At 66.4% G+C, this 17,972-nt stretch carries 18 protein-coding genes; 12 read left to right on the top strand and 6 right to left on the bottom strand.

From position 1 onward, the window contains the following. The first annotated feature begins 182 nt into the window (after positions 1-182). The 11 genes from glnT (at position 183) to G6N49_RS23775 (ending at position 10,777) form a co-directional block, all read left to right on the top strand. Positions 183-1,538, top strand: a complete 1,356-nt coding sequence (gene glnT, locus G6N49_RS23825; protein ID WP_011857581.1) for a type III glutamate--ammonia ligase — start codon at positions 183-185, stop codon at positions 1,536-1,538. 100 nt (positions 1,539-1,638) lie between these two features. Continuing rightward, a complete protein-coding gene (locus G6N49_RS23820; protein ID WP_235679577.1) occupies positions 1,639-2,598 on the top strand; it encodes an alpha/beta fold hydrolase in 960 nt (319 codons plus the stop codon). Between the two features lie 27 nt (positions 2,599-2,625). Next, complete coding sequence (locus G6N49_RS23815) at positions 2,626-3,660, top strand: D-2-hydroxyacid dehydrogenase (protein WP_011857583.1); 1,035 nt, start codon at positions 2,626-2,628, stop codon at positions 3,658-3,660. Between the two features lie 12 nt (positions 3,661-3,672). Then, positions 3,673-4,590: an NAD(P)-dependent oxidoreductase gene (locus G6N49_RS23810; protein ID WP_011857584.1), complete on the top strand. Its 918-nt coding sequence runs from the start codon at positions 3,673-3,675 to the stop codon at positions 4,588-4,590. Next, positions 4,575-5,669 (top strand): FAD-dependent oxidoreductase, encoded by a 1,095-nt coding sequence (locus G6N49_RS23805; protein ID WP_011857585.1) that lies wholly within the window; start codon positions 4,575-4,577, stop codon positions 5,667-5,669. Before G6N49_RS23810 ends, G6N49_RS23805 begins: the two co-directional genes overlap by 16 nt. After that, the gene (locus tag G6N49_RS23800) at positions 5,666-6,481 is read left to right on the top strand and encodes an ABC transporter permease (RefSeq protein WP_011562721.1); all 816 of its coding nucleotides are present in this window, start codon (positions 5,666-5,668) and stop codon (positions 6,479-6,481) included. The genes G6N49_RS23805 and G6N49_RS23800 overlap by 4 nt, the downstream gene beginning before the upstream one ends. Beyond that, positions 6,478-7,269: an ABC transporter permease gene (locus G6N49_RS23795; RefSeq protein WP_011562722.1), complete on the top strand. Its 792-nt coding sequence runs from the start codon at positions 6,478-6,480 to the stop codon at positions 7,267-7,269. Before G6N49_RS23800 ends, G6N49_RS23795 begins: the two co-directional genes overlap by 4 nt. Before the next feature lie 58 nt (positions 7,270-7,327). After that, on the top strand, positions 7,328-8,116 hold the full coding sequence (locus tag G6N49_RS23790; protein ID WP_083044948.1) for an ABC transporter ATP-binding protein: 789 nt from the start codon (positions 7,328-7,330) through the stop codon (positions 8,114-8,116). Positions 8,117-8,140: 24 nt separating this feature from the next. Beyond that, positions 8,141-9,130 (top strand): ABC transporter substrate-binding protein, encoded by a 990-nt coding sequence (locus G6N49_RS23785; protein WP_083044947.1) that lies wholly within the window; start codon positions 8,141-8,143, stop codon positions 9,128-9,130. Positions 9,131-9,190: 60 nt separating this feature from the next. Then, entirely contained in the window at positions 9,191-9,877 is a 687-nt protein-coding gene (locus G6N49_RS23780) for a TetR/AcrR family transcriptional regulator (protein ID WP_011562725.1), read from the top strand. Positions 9,878-10,006: 129 nt separating this feature from the next. Further along, on the top strand, positions 10,007-10,777 hold the full coding sequence (locus G6N49_RS23775; RefSeq protein ID WP_083044946.1) for a DUF1906 domain-containing protein: 771 nt from the start codon (positions 10,007-10,009) through the stop codon (positions 10,775-10,777). Between the two features lie 8 nt (positions 10,778-10,785). Here G6N49_RS23775 and G6N49_RS23770 read toward each other — a convergent pair whose 3' ends face one another. From G6N49_RS23770 to G6N49_RS23750, 5 genes are all read right to left on the bottom strand, one after another. Then, complete coding sequence (locus tag G6N49_RS23770) at positions 10,786-11,883, bottom strand: coiled-coil domain-containing protein (RefSeq protein ID WP_011857588.1); 1,098 nt, start codon at positions 11,881-11,883, stop codon at positions 10,786-10,788. 126 nt (positions 11,884-12,009) lie between these two features. Further along, positions 12,010-13,398, bottom strand: a complete 1,389-nt coding sequence (locus tag G6N49_RS23765; protein ID WP_011857589.1) for an oxygenase MpaB family protein — start codon at positions 13,396-13,398, stop codon at positions 12,010-12,012. A gap of 89 nt (positions 13,399-13,487) precedes the next feature. Then, a complete protein-coding gene (locus G6N49_RS23760; protein WP_011562729.1) occupies positions 13,488-13,976 on the bottom strand; it encodes an SRPBCC family protein in 489 nt (162 codons plus the stop codon). A 2-nt stretch (positions 13,977-13,978) separates the two neighbouring features. Beyond that, the gene (locus tag G6N49_RS23755; protein ID WP_064875866.1) at positions 13,979-14,305 is read right to left on the bottom strand and encodes an ArsR/SmtB family transcription factor; all 327 of its coding nucleotides are present in this window, start codon (positions 14,303-14,305) and stop codon (positions 13,979-13,981) included. Between the two features lie 142 nt (positions 14,306-14,447). Then, positions 14,448-15,632: a serine hydrolase domain-containing protein gene (locus G6N49_RS23750; protein ID WP_235679576.1), complete on the bottom strand. Its 1,185-nt coding sequence runs from the start codon at positions 15,630-15,632 to the stop codon at positions 14,448-14,450. Positions 15,633-16,182: 550 nt separating this feature from the next. On the opposite strand from G6N49_RS23750, the gene G6N49_RS23745 reads away from it, so the two are divergent. Then, on the top strand, positions 16,183-16,572 hold the full coding sequence (locus G6N49_RS23745) for a PPOX class F420-dependent oxidoreductase (RefSeq protein ID WP_011857592.1): 390 nt from the start codon (positions 16,183-16,185) through the stop codon (positions 16,570-16,572). Between the two features lie 129 nt (positions 16,573-16,701). On the opposite strand, the gene G6N49_RS23735 is transcribed toward G6N49_RS23745, so the two are convergent. Next, positions 16,702-17,415: a hypothetical protein gene (locus G6N49_RS23735; protein ID WP_011857593.1), complete on the bottom strand. Its 714-nt coding sequence runs from the start codon at positions 17,413-17,415 to the stop codon at positions 16,702-16,704. Positions 17,416-17,972 lie beyond the last annotated feature (557 nt).

Raw genomic sequence — 17,972 nt, 5'->3', positions numbered from 1 at the left:
CCCGGCGACGTCGGGCTTCAATGTCGGTTCATGCGGCTGGATTTCAGCGATACCGCGGACCCTCACGGGCGCCAGACGATCCGACGCTCCGAAATCTCGTTTTAACGTACGCGCCACAGATGAGAAATGACCCGTTCCTATGGTTTCGATAACTGATCGAAACTAGGAATGAGGGGTCGACGATGGCGCGCGATGCAGCTGAGGTCGAGGTCATGGCCAAGCAGCTCAAGGAAGACGGGGTTCGGTTCAGCATCGCTGCCTACACCGATCTGCACGGCAACATCAAAGGAAAGATGGTGCCGATCGATCACTTCGTGCAGATGGCCGGAGGCTCGGAACTGTTCACCGGGGCGGCGTTGGACGGCCTGCCGCAGGACGTCAGCGACGAGGAACTCTCCGCGCATCCCGACCTGGACCGGGGGTTCGTCCTGCCCTGGCGTAAGGACATCGCCCTGTTCCTCTCCGATCTCTACGTCGGAGGCGAGCCGTTCGAGGCATCGACGCGAAACATCCTGGGCCGGCAGATGAAAGCGGCCGAGGAGTTGGGATATGTGTTCAACCTGGGCGTCGAGACCGAGTTCTTCGTCCTCGAGGACGGGCCCGTAGGCCCGAGCGCGCTGAGCGAGCGCGACACGCTGGAGAAGCCCTGCTACGCGGTTCCCATGCTGCTGGACAACTTCGGTTGGCTGCAGGAGCTCGTCGACTACATGAACGAACTCGGTTGGGATGTCTACTCATTCGACCACGAGGATGCGCAGGGCCAGTTCGAGATCGACTTCGCCTACGCCGACGGACTGTCGATGGCAGACCGCGTCTCGTTCTTCCGCTTGATGGCCAACGAGGTCGCGCGCAGACACGGAGCGTACGTCTCCTTCATGCCGAAACCGTTCGCCGACCGCACAGGCTCCGGTGCGCACTTCAACATGTCACTGGCGGGGCTCGACGACGGGCACAACGTCTTCGAGTCCGCCGACGACCCACGGGCGGCGGGGCTGAGCGACATCGGCTACCACTTCGCGGCAGGCATCGTCCGGCACGCCGCGGCGATCTGTGCGGTCATCGCGCCGACGGTCAACAGCTACAAACGGCTGGTGCGCCAGGGCAGCATGTCGGGTTCGACGTGGGCACCGATCTTCGCCAGCTGCGGCAACAACAACCGCACGAACATGCTGCGCATCCCGCTCGGCGGCGGCCGTGTGGAGTGTCGCGCCGTCGATTCGGCGGCCAACCCCCATCTTGCGGCGGCACTGCTGCTGGCCGCCGGCCTGGAAGGGGTGCGCGAGCAGCTCGAACTGGAGCACTTCCACACCGACAACCTGTACGAGGTCGACGCCGGCGAGTACGAGAAGCGTGGGCTCTCGCTGCTGCCACGCACTCTCGAGGAGGCGGTGGACGCGTTCGAGGCCGACCCGTTCACCAAGCAGGTGTGCGGGGAGAAGCTGTGGCAGTCGTTCATCGACTACAAGCGCAGCGAGTGGACGTCCTATGCCACCGCCGTGACCGATTGGGAGCGCGACCGCTACCTCAAGTTCTTCTGAGCTGCGCAACCAGACGGACGCCAGATCGATGACCATGGATGCCGCTCGCGGCGAACGGAAAGAGCTTCGCGTACCGACGTTTTCGCTGGAGTCGGGTGCAGTGCTGGATGATGCCCGGATCTCCTACCGGACTCACGGGGCGCTGTCGGCCGACGGTGACAACGCCGTGCTGCTCTTCACCTACTACACCGGCGACGACCTCAGTTACCAACCGTGGATAGGACCGGGACGCCCGCTCGATCCGAGCGAGCACTTCGTCATCATCGTCAATCATTTCGGTGGCGGAGTCTCGTCGTCTCCGTCGACGTCGGCCGCGGGCTTTCCCGACGTCGCCGTGGGTGACAGCGTGCGTGCAGCCAAACTCGTCCTCGACGACCTGGGCGTGCAGCGGCTGCGCATGGTCGCCGGGTGGTCATTGGGCGGCATGCAGTCGTTGGAGTTCGCCTCCCGGTACCCCGAGTGCGCCGCCACGGTGTTCGCGCTGTGTTCGGCGGCGCGATGTTCGCCGGTCAACCAGGTGTTCCTCGACTCGGTCGGTGCCGCGCTCACCACCGGCGGCCGGACCGTCGACGCCGACGACCCCTCCGCGCCGGAGCGGCTGGACGTCTTCGGCCGGGTCTACGCGGGGTGGGCGTACTGCGAACGGTTCTTCGCCGAGGAGGTGTACCGCGAATTCGGTTACGCCGGCCCTGCCGACGTGGTCGAGGCGTGGGGACGGGATCACCGGAGCATGCACGCAGGCGATCTGATGGCCTCGCTGCGGATGTGGCGCACGGCCGACGACGGGGGCAGCCTCGACGCCCTGGGCAGGCGGCTCGGCCGCATCCGGGCTCGGGTGATCCTCATGCCCGCGGTGACCGACACGTACTTCACCGTCACCGAGAACCACCTCGAGGCCGGCTGGCTCGTCGACGGCGAAGTCCGTCCGCTGGCCTCGCCGCTGGGGCACATCGCAGGACGGCCGGGGATCCGCGCCGACGAACAGTCCGTGGTCGACGCCTGCCTGCGTGAGCTCGTGCAACCACGTGCCGCCGCAGCGCATTTGACATCAATCAAGTAGAGATCCGAGAGCAGGAGAAATAGACGCGTGTCACTCAACGTCGTAGTCGCAGGTCTACCCAAGGCAGTACAGAACGCCGAGGACCCCGACGAGGGGATCTGGCTGACTCCCGAGCAGAAGGACCGGATCACCGCAGTCGCCGATGACGTTTGGCTCGAACACATCCCGGTCTCGGAGCTCAACGCCGGCAAGGCGCCACAACGGCCGCCGCACGCGATCATGGTCGAGACCAGCGGCTCCAAGAAGGAGATCGAGATCGAGCAGGGCATCCTGAAGATGCCCGGCCTGCAACAGCTGTTCAACCCGGATCTCAAACTGCTGCAGTCGATGAGCGCAGGGGCCGAGCACCTCGTCAACATCATGCCCGAGGGTGTGGTGCTGGCGAACGCATCCGGTGTGGCGGCCAACGCCATCGCCGAGACCGTGATCGCCGGCATCCTGGCACAGGCGAAGATGCTGCGGGAACGCTGGAGCAACCAGGCCGCGCGGGAGTGGAAGGAACTTCCCGCGCGTGAACTGGCGGGCACCACCATGACCGTGCTCGGAACCGGCAACATCGGGGCCAGGACGGCGACGATCGCCGGCGTGCTGGGTATCCGGACGATCGGCGTCAACCGGCGCGGCAACGCAGTCGAGGGATTCGACGAGACGGTCCCCACCGCACAGCTGCACGACGTGCTCGCCGAATCGGACTACCTGGTGATCGCGGCGCCGCTGACGCCGGCCACCCGCGGACTGATCGACGCGAAAGCGTTGGCGGCGTTGAAGCCCGGCGGGTGGGTGGCCAACGTCGCTCGCGGTGCCATCCATGACGCCGACGCGCTCACCGATGCGCTCGAACGGGGGCATCTGTCCGGGGCGCTCATCGACTGCCACGTCACCGAGCCGCTGCCGGCCGACGACCCGCTGTGGAAAGCGCCGGGAGCCATGGTCTTCCCACACGATTCGCACGCATCTCAGCTGCTCGGCGACCGCCAGGTGGACGTGTTCGTCGACAACCTGCAACGGCTCGTCGCCGGGCGCGAATTCCGCAACGTCGTCGACCTGTCGCTGGGCTACTGAGGAGGACTGCTCATGAACGTCGGATTCATCGGCCTCGGTGTGATGGGCAAGCCCATGGCCGGCCATCTCGTCGACGCCGGCCACCACGTCGTGGTCTTCAACCGCTCCCGCGCCAAGGTCGACGAACTGGAGGCGCGGGGCGCCGTCGGCGCCACGAGCCCGGCGCATGTCGGGGAGAAGGCAGATGTCGTCATCACCATGCTCCCCGACTCTCCGGAGGTCGAGGAAGTGCTGTTCGGGCCCGCCGGGGTGACCACCACGCTGCGGCCGGGATCGCTGGTGATCGACTGCAGCACAATCTCTCCGGACGCCGCCGTCGCGATCGGCGCACGGTTGGCCGAGAAGGACATCGCGTTCGTGGACGCACCGGTCAGCGGCGGGGAGGCCGGGGCCATCGCCGGCGCACTCGCGGTCATGATGGGCGGCGACGAGGACGCGGTGCGGCGGGCCGCCACGGTGCTCGACGCGGTGGCCGCGACGTCGGTCCACGTCGGTCCCGTCGGCGCCGGGCAGCTGGTGAAGGCCGCCAACCAGATGCTCGTGGCCGGCAATATCGCCCTGGTCGGTGAGGCGGTGACGCTGCTGCAGCGCACCGGGGTCGACGTCGATGCGGCGCTGGCAGTTCTGGGCGGCGGCCTGGCGGCCAGCAAGGTGCTCGAGGCCAAGGCGCCGAAGATGCTGGCCCGCGATTTCGCGCCGGGCTTCCGGATCGACCTGCACTACAAGGATCTCAAGATCGCGCTGGCCGCCGCGGAGCAGGCCCGGATCGCGGTACCGCTGACCGGCATCATCACCCAACTCGTCCAGGCGCTGCGGTCCGCCGGGGACGGCGGGCTGGACCACAGCGCCCTCATCAAGGCGCTCGAACGACTGAGCGGGGCAGACGCCAGTGGAAACCGGAAGGAAGTGGAGTCGTGCCAACAGCATTGATCTGCGGCGGTGGAGTCGCGGGACTGTCGTCCGCCCTGCACCTGAAGCAGCAGGGCTGGAAGGTCCAGATCTTCGAAAGTGATTCGGAGTTGCGGACGGCCGGTGTCGGGCTCAACATCTGGCCCAACGGCGTGCGCGTCCTCGACGGGCTCGGACTGGGTGCGCAGTTCCGGTCGTTCGCCGCCGCGATGGACCGATGGTGGGCGCTCGACAGCGACGGTGAGCTCACCTCGGATATCGACGTCAGCCACTGGAACGAGCTCCTGGGTGCGCCGGTGACCGGGGCCCGCCGACGTCGGCTCAACGCCATGCTCGCCGACGCGCTCGACCCCGCGGAGATCCAGTTCAACACCACCGCAGTGGGTTACACGCAGACCGACGACACGGTGACGGTCCACTTCGAGGACGGCCGCAGCGCCACGGGCGATGTACTCCTCGGCGCGGACGGTATCGGGTCGCGAATCCGCAACGCGATGTTCGGCGCGCCCCCGGCGTTCACCGACGAGGCGATCGTCCGCTGGCGCGGGGTGTTCGAGACCGCACAGGCCGGTGTCCCGGCACGGGTGCAGGCCGACGTGTACGGCGCCCGTGGCCACTTCGGGTGGATCCCGATCGACGCCACGCACGCCTACTGGTACGGCTCGGTCGGCGGGCTCTCGACCTTCGACGAGTTCCGCGCGGTCTACGACACGTGGACCAACACCCCTGTCCCCCAGATCATCGCGAGCAGTGAACCGGAATCGATCATCGGCCGCGAGATCGGCCACTACCGTGAGCACCTCCCGCGGTGGGTGGACGGCCGGGTGGCACTGATCGGCGATGCGGCGCACCCGATGTACCCCGGGATGGCCCAGGGGGCCAATCAGGCGCTGATCGACGGGCAGACACTGACGCACCACCTCACCGTGCACGGCGACGTGCCCACGGCGTTGCAGATGTTCGAGCGGGAACGCATTCCGGTGGCGAACAAGATGGTCGACTATTCGAGGCTGCACTTCGACTACGAGCGGACCCGTAAGGAGTACCGGTCCGGCCAGGGCAACCTGCAGATCAACCGGTACCTGGAGTTCGAGTCATGACCGCCGTCACCGCGCTGTCACTCCCCCGGCCCCGCCGGCTGCCGTCCGTCGCGCTCGACACGCACCTGTGGACTGCCGCGTTCGTGGTGGGCTTGATCGTCCTGCAGGAGGTCCTCACCCGCACCGACATCCTGCCGGCCGGCTACTTCCCGCCCGCGACTCAGATCGCGGCGGCCTTCGTCGGGGAACTCGGCGGCCCGGCGCTGGGACCGGCGTTGTGGAGCACGGCGAGCACCTGGCTGCTCGCCCTGTGCATCGCGGTGGTCCTGGGCACCGTGGCCGGAATAGGGTTGGGCCTGCTCGTCCCGCTCGAGGCGCTGCTTCGCCCGGTGATCGAGTTCCTGCGCCCGGTGCCGTCGGTCGCGCTGATCCCGCTGGTGGTGCTCACCATCGGCACCGGCTCCCAAAGCGCCTTGTTCCTGGCGGTTTTCGCGGCCTTCTGGCAGGTTCTGGTACCGGCGATCGCCGGAGTGCGGGCGGCTCATCCGGTCGCGCTGGAGACGGCCCGCTCGTACCACCTCACGGTGTGGCAGCGGATCCGCTGGATCCAGCTACCCAGCATGCTGCCGTACCTGGCCACGGCCATCCGGTTGGCGACCTCGACGACGCTCATCCTCGTGGTGACCGCCGAGATCATCATCCAGATGCCGGGCATCGGCTACGAGATCACGATGTCGCGATCTGCGGGTGATCCGGCACGCATGTACGCCTACATCGCGGTCAGCGGTCTGGCCGGGATCGTGCTCAACGCGCTGATGCGCCGGCTGGAGAACAGGGTGCTCTCGGCGCAGGGACTCGGGGAGAGCCGATGAGTACCTTCATGGTGGCGGCGTCCACCGGTCGCGGCCGCATCGCACTCGGCGTCCTGGGGGCGGTCGGCGCCCTGACGGCCTGGTTCCTGGTCTCCGCCAACAGCGGCAACGCCTACTTCCCGCCTCTCTCGGCGGTGCTCGAGCAGGCGGCGGAGTACTGGTCGACCCCGGAGGGGCTGGCCAACATCCGTGCCAGTCTGACAACACTGAGCGCGGGCCTGGCGATCGCGGTAGTCGTCGGTGTCGCAGCGGGATTGGTGATCGGGCAACTTCCGATCGTCGAAAAGACGGTGTCGCCGACGCTGGAGTTCGCCCGAGCGATCCCCAGCACCGCGCTCATCCCCTTTGCGATGATGCTGTTCGGCGTGAGCCCCGAGATGAAGATCTTCCTCATCGCGCTGGGCTGTGTGTGGCCGGTTCTGCTCAGTACCGCCGACGGCGCGCGCCGGCTCGACTCGACGATGATCGCCTCGGTACGCGCGTTCAACATCACCGGCCTGCAGCGTCAGTGGTACGTGGTCCTGCCGGCCGTGCTACCCCGGGTCCTCGTCGGCGTGCGGATCGCGATCCCGCTCAGCCTCATCCTGATGGTGACGAGCGAGATGGTCGGCGCACGAACGGGATTGGGATTCGTCATCACCCAGGCACAAGCGACGTTCCAGCTGTTGACGATGTGGTCGGGGATCCTGGTGCTGGGAATCCTCGGATTCCTCATGACGTTCCTCTACGCCCTGGCCGAACGCCGACTGTTGCGGTGGTGCGACCCGCGGCGTTCCGACACGCGCTGAACGCGCCGTGTTCCACCGAATCGGTTCCGTTCCCGGACAATGTGAAAGGCAGTGATCGATGCTCGTCGTGTCAAGCCTCGAGAAGACCTACCCCGTCAAAGGCGGCGGTTTCACCGCGGTCGCCGGCATGTCATTCAGTGTGGCCGAGGGGGAGTTGTTCAGCATCGTCGGCCCGTCGGGGGCGGGTAAGACGACGCTGTTGCGGTGTGTCGCCGGACTGGACCAGCCGACGAGCGGGTCTGTGACGTTCAACGGGCAACGCGTCGACGGTCCCCCGGCCAACTTCGCGGTGGTGTTCCAGGACTACGCGCGCTCGTTGTTCCCGTGGATCACGGTGGCGAAGAACGTCGAGCTGCCGCTGATGAAGAAGGGGCTCGACGCTGCCGAGCGCCGGGCCCGGGTCGCACAGGCACTCGACGAGGTCGGGCTGGCCGATGCCGCGCACAAGAAGCCGTTCCAGCTCTCCGGCGGTATGCAGCAGCGGGTCGCGATCGCCCGGGCCATCGCCTACCGCCCGGCGGTCCTGATCATGGATGAGCCCTTCGCATCGGTCGACGCACAGACCCGCGCCGATCTCGAGGACCTGCTGCTACGGGTGCGCGAAGAGACCGGCACCACAATCCTTTTCGTCACCCACGACGTCGACGAGTCGGTGTACCTCAGCAACCGGGTGGCGATCGTGACCCGCTCCCCCAGCTGTGTTGCCGAGATCGTCGACATCGATCTGCCGGATCGTCGCGACCAGATCGAGACCAAATCCCTCCCCGAGTTCGCGCATCTGCGCGCCCATGTGTTCAGCCGTATCCGCGAGATGGTCCGCAACGACGCGGCTCTCGCTTCCATCTGACAACTGATCGATCGGAGAACATCTGTGTTCAGACACTTTTCACGCCTCGCGAGATGGGGGGCGGTCGCCTCGGCCGCCGCGGTCGTCCTGACTGCATGCGGAAGCGGTGGTGGCACCGAGCCCGCGAAGACCGACGGCGGACTCGACAAGGTCAACGTGGGGACGATCCCGGCGATCCTCAGCGCCCCGCTGTTCGTCGGCATCGAGGAGGGGATCTTCGAGAAGCACGGCCTCGAGGTGCAGGTCAACTTCGCCGACGGCGGTGCGGCCGTCATCCCGTCCGTGCTCAGCGGGGAGAACCAGTTCGGCTACTCGAACACCGTGAGCCAGCTCGCGGCGATCGATCAGGGCCTGCCGTTGCGGCTGGTCCAGCCGGCGTGGGCGCCGTGCTGTCAGCCCGACCAGGACGACCACGGCGTACTCGTCCTGCCGGACAGCGGGATCAACGAACCGAAGGATCTGGAAGGCGCGAACATCGCGGTCAACACGTTGCAGAACATCGGCGAGGTCCACATCCGTCGCGCGATGGACAATCTGGGCGTCAACCACGAGAGCCTGACGTGGACGCAGCTGCCGTTCTCGGACATGGGTGAGGCGCTGGAGCGCGGTGACGTCGACGCGATCTGGGTGTCGGAGCCGCACCGTACGCCGGGCCTGAACAAGGGGTGGAAGCAGATCATCGCCCCCGGGGTCCAGTCGTTCCCCGATCAGATCGGTGGGTACTACTCGACGTCGCAGCAGTTCGCCGAGTCGAACCCGGAGGTCGTCAGGAAGTTCCGCGAGGCGATGACCGAGGTGAACGGATTCGCCCAGGACAACCCGGATCGAGTGGGTGAGGTCGCTGTCGCGGAGATGGGCATCGACGCGGCGATCATCGACCAGGTGAACTTCCCGAAGTTCCCGACCGAGGATGACGGTCAGGCGCTGCGCAACTACGGAGCGGCCGTCGTCGAGTACGGCATCATCGACAAGGAGCCCGAAGATTACGATGCCCTGTTCGCTGCCACGGACTGAGCATGTCGTGACGGTCCACCGGCCCCAGCGGCCGGTGGACCGGCGACCTAGCATGGCGCCATGACTAGAGCGCCGTCGCAAGGGGGCCGCCCGCGCCGCAGTGGCATCGTCGCCGAGGATCCGCGCGGAGACATTCTCAAGGCCGCCGCAGAGTTGTTCGCGGCGAACGGATTCGGATCCACCCGCATGGAGGCGATCGCGCAGCGGGCAGGGCTGGGACAGTCGTCGCTCTACTACTGGTTCCGGTCCAAAGACGCGATCCTGCGAGGCATCATGAACCAGAACCGGGTGTCGCTGGAGGCAGCGCGGGCCTTGACCGACCGCGATGAATCAGCGGCGGTGCGGCTCTACATCGTGCTGTACCAGGATGTGGTCCAGATGTGCACTGCACCGCTGAACTTCTACGACCTGGAAGAGGCGGCGAAGAAGCAGCCGGACGTCTTCAGCGACTTCCAGGGTGACTACGAAGAGTTGGCGGTGCGACTCCGCACCATCATCGAATCAGGGGTCAGATCGGGCGAGTTCATCGACGTCTCTCCCGAGGAGTTCGCGCGCACGGCGCTGTGCCTGAACGAGGGAAGCCAGTACCGCTACCACGCGACCGGTCAGAGCCGCGAGGACCTGCACCTGTTCGCCGACGCCGCAGCGAGAACGTCGCTGCGGGCGGTGATGGCCGACGTCGACCAGTTGGCCGGTGTGCAGGAAGCCGCCCGCGACGGAATCGCCGGGTTCAGCAGTAGCCCGTAGACAGCCACCAACCCCTTCCAACCACACCCACCGAACCAGACGGCGCCGCCCTCGGGCCGAATCAGACACGAACTGACACCGACGTCAGCGTTACACGGTTCACGTCAGTCACTTTGGTAACTTCGCGCAGTGCAGGTATCCCGGCGTGACGCACTGCGCTATGCCACCGCGGTGTCGGCATTGGCCGGCCTCGGTGCGGTATCAGCGGGTAGGTACGCGCCTGCCGCCGCGGCCGCCGCCCCCACGCTGATCGACTACGCCATGCGCCAGATTCCGGCACAGGACATCCGGGCCGCCGGCCACGCCGGAGTGATCAACTACGTCTCGACCTCACGGCCCGGCTCGTCATTCGGCGCCAAGCCGATCACGCTGCCCTACGCCCGCTCGTTGGCCGCGGCCGGTTTGGCGATCGTCAGCAACTACCAGTACGGCAAGCCGGGCGGGACAGCGCCGTCGGACTTCACCCGCGGGTACGCCGGCGGCGTCGCCGACGCTCGCACCGGCTGGCAGCTGCATTCCGCCGCAGGTGGCGGCCAGAGCGCACCGATCTTCTTCAGCGTCGACGACGACGTCGACCGCGAGGCGTGGAACACCTTGGTCCTGCCGTGGTTTCGCGGTATCAACTCGGTGGTCGGTGTGCAGCGCACGGGGATCTACGCCGGCATCAGGGCCTGCCAGTGGGCTGTCGCCGACGGTGTCATCGGCAGATCACGCTCACCCGGCAAGGTGTGGGCCTGGCAGACCCGGTCCTGGTCCAACGGTCAGATCTACCCCGGCGCAGTGCTGTACCAACGCATCATCGACACCGCCTCCAATCCGGGACCGGTGGTCGGTGGCATCCGCGTCGACGTCAACGACGTGCTGGCCCAGGATTGCGGCCAGTGGAATCTCCACCCGTGACCGAGCGGTCAGCGGCGCGGCGTCGTGGTGATGTGCACGTGGTCGTAGTGGCCGTAACCGGACGCCTGCGGGCCGGCCGGCGTGTAGTAGGTGCCACGCCAGATCACGTCCTGTAACCCGAGCCGGGCCGCGTTGGCCATCGCGAACGCGAGGATCTCGTCGCCGAGCGCGATGCCCTCGGGGCTCTCGGGGTTCGGAATCATGATGTCGATCGCCAGGCCGCTGGGATGCCACGGCTTCGAGTCCGGCCGAACCCCGTCGATGTCGGCGATCTGGGGGAACCGTGCGCTGACGGCGCGGGCAGCCAGGACGGTGTTGGGCTGTAATCCGGCCTCGGACGCAACGCCCATGGGCAACGCCTCCGGGATGTCGAAGCCGCCGGCCGCCGGGGACGGACCGTTCGCACCGGGAAGTGGGGCCGGCATCGCGACGATCGCCGGGTCCTGCGGAGCGGGTGCACTCGGTGGAGGTGCGTTGTCGACGATCGCCTGCTGTTGCGGAGTCAATGCCGCGTACTGCGCCTCCGCGGCGGCGATCTTCCGCATCAGTTCACTCCACTTGGCCTGCAGGTCCGCGCGCACCTTGGCGGCCTGCTCGGCGGCGGCGCGGGCGTCTGCGGCCGATTTTTCCGAGGCCTGGGCGGCGGCGGCCGCGCGCTCACGCGTCGCTCGGTACGCCTTCATCTGATCGGCCGTCGTGGCGGCTACGACCTGTTGCACCGACAGCTTGTCGATCAGCTGTTGCGGCGAGGCCGCGGTCAACGCCGCCGCCATCTGACCGTCTTGGCCACCCATGTAGGTCATCGCGGCGATCCGGTCGACGGCCGCCTGATAAGGCGCAAGCTCGGCGTTCGCGCCCGCAAGGGCGTCGGCGTCGGCGCGGTGGCGCTCTTCGGCGGCGGTCTGGGCGGCCCGTCGGGCGTCGGCTTCGCGCTGGGCGGCCGTGACGGCCTCGCGGGTCTGCACCGCCTCACTGGACAACTCGTTGAGCCTGGCCAGGGCGTCAGCCGCCGGGTCCGCCTTCACAATCCCCGTCGACAGGGCCAACACCAGGACGACGACCGAACCGCACACAGTTCGCCGAAGTGTATGGCGCACCCCGGTCATACGTATTGCCACGATCCTTCGTTGGTCCGGCTTTACAAGACCCGGCAAGGTTACGAACTGGCCTCGACAATGTCCACCCGGCCGCCGCATCGAATGAGGTGGCGAACCCGGTGGCGTCAGGAGCCGCTAGCCGGTGAAACCCTCGCCCTTCGCCGAGCGGTCGTGATGGGTGTAGGTCAGCGGGATCTGCCGTCCACGGGCGATCTTGTTCAGCATGGCGATCCGTGCGCGCGCAGCCGCCCCGGTCTTCTTCTTGCGCTCCCGGATGGGATTGGAGAACGGCAGCCGGTCGGTGACCATCGCGATTCCGACGTTGAGCCGGGTGATGTTCTCGAAGATCCGCACCCGGCGCTCGAAGTCGTAGCCCAGCGGCTCGAAGAGCGTCCCGGCGACCATCGCCTCGATCTGCCGATATCCGAACACGACTCCGGCGGGGGCCAGTGCAATGGTCGCCGTGATCTGGTTGGCGTAGCGGGCCACCAACTTCTTGACCCAGTCCGGCTGCGTCTCGGTCAGGGTTTCGATGTGGGCGGGACCGGCGATGGCGTCGACGAGTTCGGCGCGCCACGGGGACGGGTTGCCGCCCCTGGCCAGCACGTAGTTCAGCGATTTGATGAGTTCCAGACCGTCGGGAGAGTGGAGGCGCTCGGGCGCACCCCACAACCGTCCGGAGTACGAGGAGTATACGGCGAGATCGTCGAGTTGCTGCCGGGTCAGCTTGCGCCCGAACGCGTGGTCGACGAGTCGGCCGAGCAGCATTCCGCTGCCGAACCCGAGCAGTGATGTCACGGGAATCGGCTCACCGAACTTGAGGTAGACCGCGTCACCCCACTTGCGTCGTAACCCCCGGCTGACGATCGCGTGCATCAACCGCACCCGCACCACGTCCTGGAAGGCTTCCGAGTGCCGGTCGAAGATGTCGGGCAGGGTGAACTGCGCGAACACCCGTGCCGTCTCGATGAAGCGGCGCGGGCCGTCGTCGGCGAACCGGCCGGTGGCTCCGGTGGCCGCGGAGATGTCGCCGGTCATCGCGGTCTCGTAGAACGCCCATCCCTGGATGATCGTGGTGGCGGCTTTGGTACTCGCCATCGCCAGCATCCGGCCTCGTTCGGCGGCGACGAGATCAAACCGGTCGCCCAGGGTGTCGAGGTGCTCGAAGAGTTCGACGAACTCCTGCGGCGGATCGTCGAGTGTGTCGATGCCCTGGGTCAGCGCCTGCTCGAACAGTGCCCGGCCCTGCTCGAAGCCGAGGCGCTCGAATGCGTCGACCACACCGATCATGTGCTCGTCGGCCTGCCAGAAGTAGTCGTCGCGCAGGCGGGTGATGGTGTTGGGTTCGACCTCTTTGTCGACGTCGATCCACTCACCGAACATGTACTCCCGCATGTGCCGCCACTGGTCGGCGAAGTGGTCGCGACCCGGTGGGATGGGCCGCAGTGGCCGATCGGGATGGTCCCGACGATTAAAGTCGACGTCTCCGACCAGGATCTCCGGGCGCTCGCCGGTCACAGTCATCGAAGTCCTATCCGCAGGACTACAGGGCACTGATTAAGACGTTAGCCCACGGTCGGATTCCGCGCAGGTCACCATCGGCTCCGTCCGGGTCAGCCCGCGAGGAAGGCGTCGATCTGGTTGATCGCCTGCGTCGAGCCCTCCTCGACGCCCATCTCGAGCACCTTCTGCAGACCTTCGGCCGACGCGTAGCGGCTGACATAGGTGGCTATGGTTCTGCCGTCGCCGGCAGGCTCGAAGGTGTACACACTGTGCGCGACCGGCATATCGCTCGCCGGTTTGAGATCGTCGTCGGCGAATCCGTCCTCGAAGCTGAAACTGCGTGGCTCGTCGACGGCGATGACCTTCCAGTAGCCGGGATATTTGTCGCCGTCGGGTCCCGTCATGAAGTACGTGACGATGCCGCCCGGGGTGAGCGAATGATCGACCACGGTTGCCGGGTAATCGGGTGGACCCCAGATCTTCTCGAGCTGTCGCGGGTCGGCGTAGATCTGCCAGACCCGCTCGACGGGCGCCGCGAACTCCGCGGTGATCGTCAGGGTGAGGTCGTCGATGTTCGTGTTGAATTCGGTGACAGGCATGGTCATTCCTTACTGAGTAGGTCATCGATGCGAGCGATGCGGCCGCGCCAGACGTCCTCGAGCTCGGTGAGCATCGAAGCGACGGATCGCACCGCCTCCACATCGCCACTCGCCAGCTGCTGTCGCCCCTGGCGACGCTTGGAGATCAGGCCTGCTTTCTCCAGCACGGCGACGTGCTTCTGCACCGCGGCGAAGCTCATCTCGTACTTCGCCGCGAGCGCCGAGACCGAGTGCTCCCCGGCCAGTACCCGACGAAGGATGTCTCGTCGGGTCCGGTCGGCCAGGGCATGGAAGAACGCGTCCGCTCTGTCCTCGTCCCGATCGGTCACCGCCCTAATGTACAACCAATCAGTTGTAGGTTGTCAACCCTGTGTCAGCGTCGCGGGTTCGAGAGCGGTCTGCACGTGTCCGGCGAATGTGGACCACGCCGACCAGACCCATCCGTGTCGTTGCCTGAAGCAGACAGCCGCGTCAACGGCCCGGCCCCGTCGAGCTGGTGGGCGGCGTCGACCTCGAGCTGTCGAGTCCGGGAAGCTGTGCCGCCACATCTGGATACAGCTGACTGAGAATCGGCGCGAAGAGTGCATTTTGCGGCGAGTCGCCCCGCGGGGTGAGGTACACCGTCGTCAGGATGACCACCGTGGTGCCGACCTTCGGGTCGTGTGCGGCCAGTCCGGAGAAGCCGACGATGTTCCCGGGATGGCCGTACATCGGCCCTGCGCCCTCCAATCCGAATCCGTAGGTTCCGAATCCGAGCTTGGACGCGCCGCCCGGGTCGGACAGGTCCGTTGGCTTCATGTTCACCAGCCGCCACTGCCGAGTCGCGTCGTCGAGCAGCGGTCCGGCCACCATCGCCTCGATGAAGTCGGCGACGTCCTCTGCCCGAGAGATGACACCACCGGCCGTCCATGCCCACGATGGATTGTCATTCGTGTGATCGGCGGGCTGGAGATCTCCGGCCAGTGCCGCCTCGAGCTGAGCCTGGGGCAGTGGTCCGTCAGACGCCTCATTGGGCCCCCACATGTATCCGCGGGGATGCGGATCGGGCAGCGCAGCATCGGCGGCGGCCGGCAACATCGTGTTGCGCAGACCGAGCGGATCGAAGATCCGGGCCTTCAGCGCAGCCGCCGCCGTCGTGCCCGTGACCTTCTCTATGACCAAGCCGAGCAGCACGTAGTTGGTGTTGCTGTACTCGTACTGGCGGCCCGGTGGGAAGTTCTGCGGGTGGGCGAACGCGATTCCGAGGAGCTGTTGCGGGGTCCAGACCGTGTCGGGCTGCTTCTCCAGTGTGGCGGCGAACCCGGGGTCATCGGCGTAGCTGTACAACCCGCTGCGCATCTCTGCCAGCTGCTGGATGGTGATGCTGTCTCCGTCGGGGACCCCAGGTATGTAGCGCGATATCGGATCGGTGATCGCCAGCTCGCCCTCTTGTTGCAATTGCAGAATGACGGTGGCCGTCATCGACTTGGAAATGCTCGCTATGCGGACGTGGTCGTGGAGCGAGGGCGGCGCGTCGCTTCCGATACCGGCCACACCGAATGTCGCGCTCCAATCACCCTTGTCGGGGCTGCGGATCAACACGATCGCACCAGGGATCCCGTTTTCTTTCAGAATGGGTGGGATCTGCTCGTTGAGGGCTGCCGCGTAGACCGGCATCGGCGGTATCGCACCGGCGCCGGGTGGTCGCGGGGGTTTGGCGCAAGCCGCCAAAACGGCCCCCGCGCCGACAGCACCGGTAAGCAACAGCAAAGATCGGCGTCCGATCGTCGCATCCCTCAGGGGGCCGATACCCGGTCCCAAATCATGCTGGGCCATTGGGCCCCCTTGTCTTCTGCGGGGCTCGCCGTGTTGCGGAGCTGCTCGCCGAATCCTTGGTTTCAATCGGGACACTGCGCTCTACCGGGGCTATTTCAATAACGCCGGCCTGCAATGCCTCGGGCCATCAGACGTATTGGCGTCTGCATGGCTTCGATCCTGGTGGGTCTTGAAACTCTACAGCGCTACGCTGCCGAACTGATGCGCGCTCACATCACCGCACAGGCCGTCGACCCGTTGGCCGCCACCATTGACGCCCCGACACACGCCTGCGCGCCGCCCTGGCCGGAGCGATACTGATGGGCATCGCCAACCAGCGCTACATCCTCGGGCTCGTCACGCCGTTGATACGAACGCACCTCGACCCAGATCACGCGGAAGGACGACGACCATGAGCTTCACCGACGAGGAATTGGCGTACATGGCTTCTCAACCGTTGGCGCGCATCGCGACCGTGGACGACGAGGGGCAACCCGACGTCGTTCCGGTGGGGTTCGAATTCGACGGGACCTACATCAACATCGGCGGGTTCCGGCCGGCGAACACCCGTCGACACCACAACGTCGCAGCCGGGCACCACAAGGTGGCACTGGTGATCGACGACCTGGCGTCGACCGACCCGTGGTCACCGCGGTACCTGCGGGTGTACGGCACCGCTGAGGTCGTCGGCGGCCCTAACCCATACCTTCGGGTCCGGCCGACCGTGTCCTGGAGTTGGAACCTCAGCGGTGAGCCGTTGAATCACCACAAGATGGTTCCCCCGAAAAAGACTGTGCACTAAGCGTTTTACCCCCAAGCACCGAAGGGAGAAGAAACGTGAGTACACCGTCCGAGGAGATGTTCGAATCGGTCTACCGTGGCGACGCCCCCGAGTTCGAAGGAGTACGCCCGCCGTGGAGCATCGGTCCGGCTAGCGGATGACCGATTGCGGCGGGCGTGCGGCTGCCTGGTCGTAGAGGTGCCCGGCTTCGCCCATCGCCGCTTTGACGGTGTTGTAGTAGCCGGTTCCGACCCCGCGCCGGTGCTTGAGGAGTTGCGGGTTCTGCGCCAGCGTGGCGGCCTGCACGGTGTCGTCGGTGATGCCGTACTTCTTGAACGCCTCGGTGTACCGGACGATGAAGCGAGCGATCGCCTTGTTGGGGTCTTGGCGTTCGGCGACGGTGCCGAAGGTGGCCTTCTCCTGGAACAGGCCGAGGACCTCATCGGCCGCGGTCGCCGGGGCGCCGTAGGGCTGCGCACCGCCGGACACTGCCGGGCGGAAGCCGGATTCGATCTTCGCGGTGGCGATGATGGTCTTGATCTGCTCTTCGGCCAGCCCGACGGCCCGGCCCTGGCTCACGATGGCGTTGACGATGTCCTGGGGGCTGGAGTCTGCGGTCACCACCACCGGCTTGGGGGCCGGGGCGGCCGCGAGCACCGGCTCGGGTGTTGCGGGGGCGGCCGCGGCGACGGGATTGGCCGCAACGACTACCCCCGACTGCGCAACTGGAGCGGCCGTCAGCGGATGGTCCGGCGAAACGACAAGTGCAGAGCCCCCGAGGCCGGCGGTGAGTACAGCCGTGGCGATGAGCGTCTTTACTTGTTTCTGATCGGAGAACTTCGTCACTCGGGCGTGCTTCGGCATGGTTCTTTCTTCTGTGAAGGTTTCAGCTCCCCCCGGACAGGGCTCCCCTCCCCGCCAACTCGCCTCTCGGGCGTTGAGAAACGGCGTTGGACTCTGATTCGTAGGCAGCGGCTATTGCCGACACGGCCAGATGTGTGCCGGCAACGAACGATTGCTACGCACAGAACAGCCAAGGCGACGCGCACGGACGCGGCGCCGATAGATCACCCAGAACGACTACTGCCACTACTTGGCGGACGTGGCCTACATTGCGCTGTTCTCGGGTCACTGCCCTGTCAGAGTTAGGCGCAGACTTTAGTGGAATCCCCGCGATTCTCACAAAACACCACGTAGAAGCCCGATTGAATATGCGCATTGTGCCGCCGGAGGCCCCTTCCGGCGACGACAGGCGAAAGCCGATCCCGGGTCGGCTTGATGTGGCGACCCCCTTGCTCTGCCCTCCCCCGACACTGGGAACGCGGTGAGGGCGTGATGTAGTCGAACCCGCCGGACCAGTGTGTCAGAACACATTTCGCGCCCAGGGTGCCACAAGTAACAATTCAGCGACGCCTTCGGAA

Origin of the sequence: Mycolicibacterium monacense (genome assembly GCF_010731575.1) — a bacterium.
Classification (GTDB): Bacteria; Actinomycetota; Actinomycetes; order Mycobacteriales; family Mycobacteriaceae; genus Mycobacterium; species Mycobacterium monacense.
Note: the sequence above shows the minus strand (reverse complement) of the source record. Positions and strands in the feature narration are given on the sequence as shown.

What these genes read in the sequence shown, in the direction of transcription:
- G6N49_RS23770 (WP_011857588.1), bottom strand. Translation starts at nt 11,883, where the DNA reads ATGACCGGGGTGCGCCATACACTTCGGCGAACTGTGTGCGGTTCGGTC.
- G6N49_RS23735 (WP_011857593.1), bottom strand. Translation starts at nt 17,415, where the DNA reads ATGCCGAAGCACGCCCGAGTGACGAAGTTCTCCGATCAGAAACAAGTA.
- G6N49_RS23760 (WP_011562729.1), bottom strand. Translation starts at nt 13,976, where the DNA reads ATGCCTGTCACCGAATTCAACACGAACATCGACGACCTCACCCTGACG.
- glnT (WP_011857581.1), top strand. Translation starts at nt 183, where the DNA reads ATGGCGCGCGATGCAGCTGAGGTCGAGGTCATGGCCAAGCAGCTCAAG.
- G6N49_RS23790 (WP_083044948.1), top strand. Translation starts at nt 7,328, where the DNA reads ATGCTCGTCGTGTCAAGCCTCGAGAAGACCTACCCCGTCAAAGGCGGC.
- G6N49_RS23810 (WP_011857584.1), top strand. Translation starts at nt 3,673, where the DNA reads ATGAACGTCGGATTCATCGGCCTCGGTGTGATGGGCAAGCCCATGGCC.
- G6N49_RS23780 (WP_011562725.1), top strand. Translation starts at nt 9,191, where the DNA reads ATGACTAGAGCGCCGTCGCAAGGGGGCCGCCCGCGCCGCAGTGGCATC.
- G6N49_RS23800 (WP_011562721.1), top strand. Translation starts at nt 5,666, where the DNA reads ATGACCGCCGTCACCGCGCTGTCACTCCCCCGGCCCCGCCGGCTGCCG.
- G6N49_RS23745 (WP_011857592.1), top strand. Translation starts at nt 16,183, where the DNA reads ATGAGCTTCACCGACGAGGAATTGGCGTACATGGCTTCTCAACCGTTG.
- G6N49_RS23750 (WP_235679576.1), bottom strand. Translation starts at nt 15,632, where the DNA reads ATGCCGGTCTACGCGGCAGCCCTCAACGAGCAGATCCCACCCATTCTG.
- G6N49_RS23795 (WP_011562722.1), top strand. Translation starts at nt 6,478, where the DNA reads ATGAGTACCTTCATGGTGGCGGCGTCCACCGGTCGCGGCCGCATCGCA.
- G6N49_RS23765 (WP_011857589.1), bottom strand. Translation starts at nt 13,398, where the DNA reads ATGACTGTGACCGGCGAGCGCCCGGAGATCCTGGTCGGAGACGTCGAC.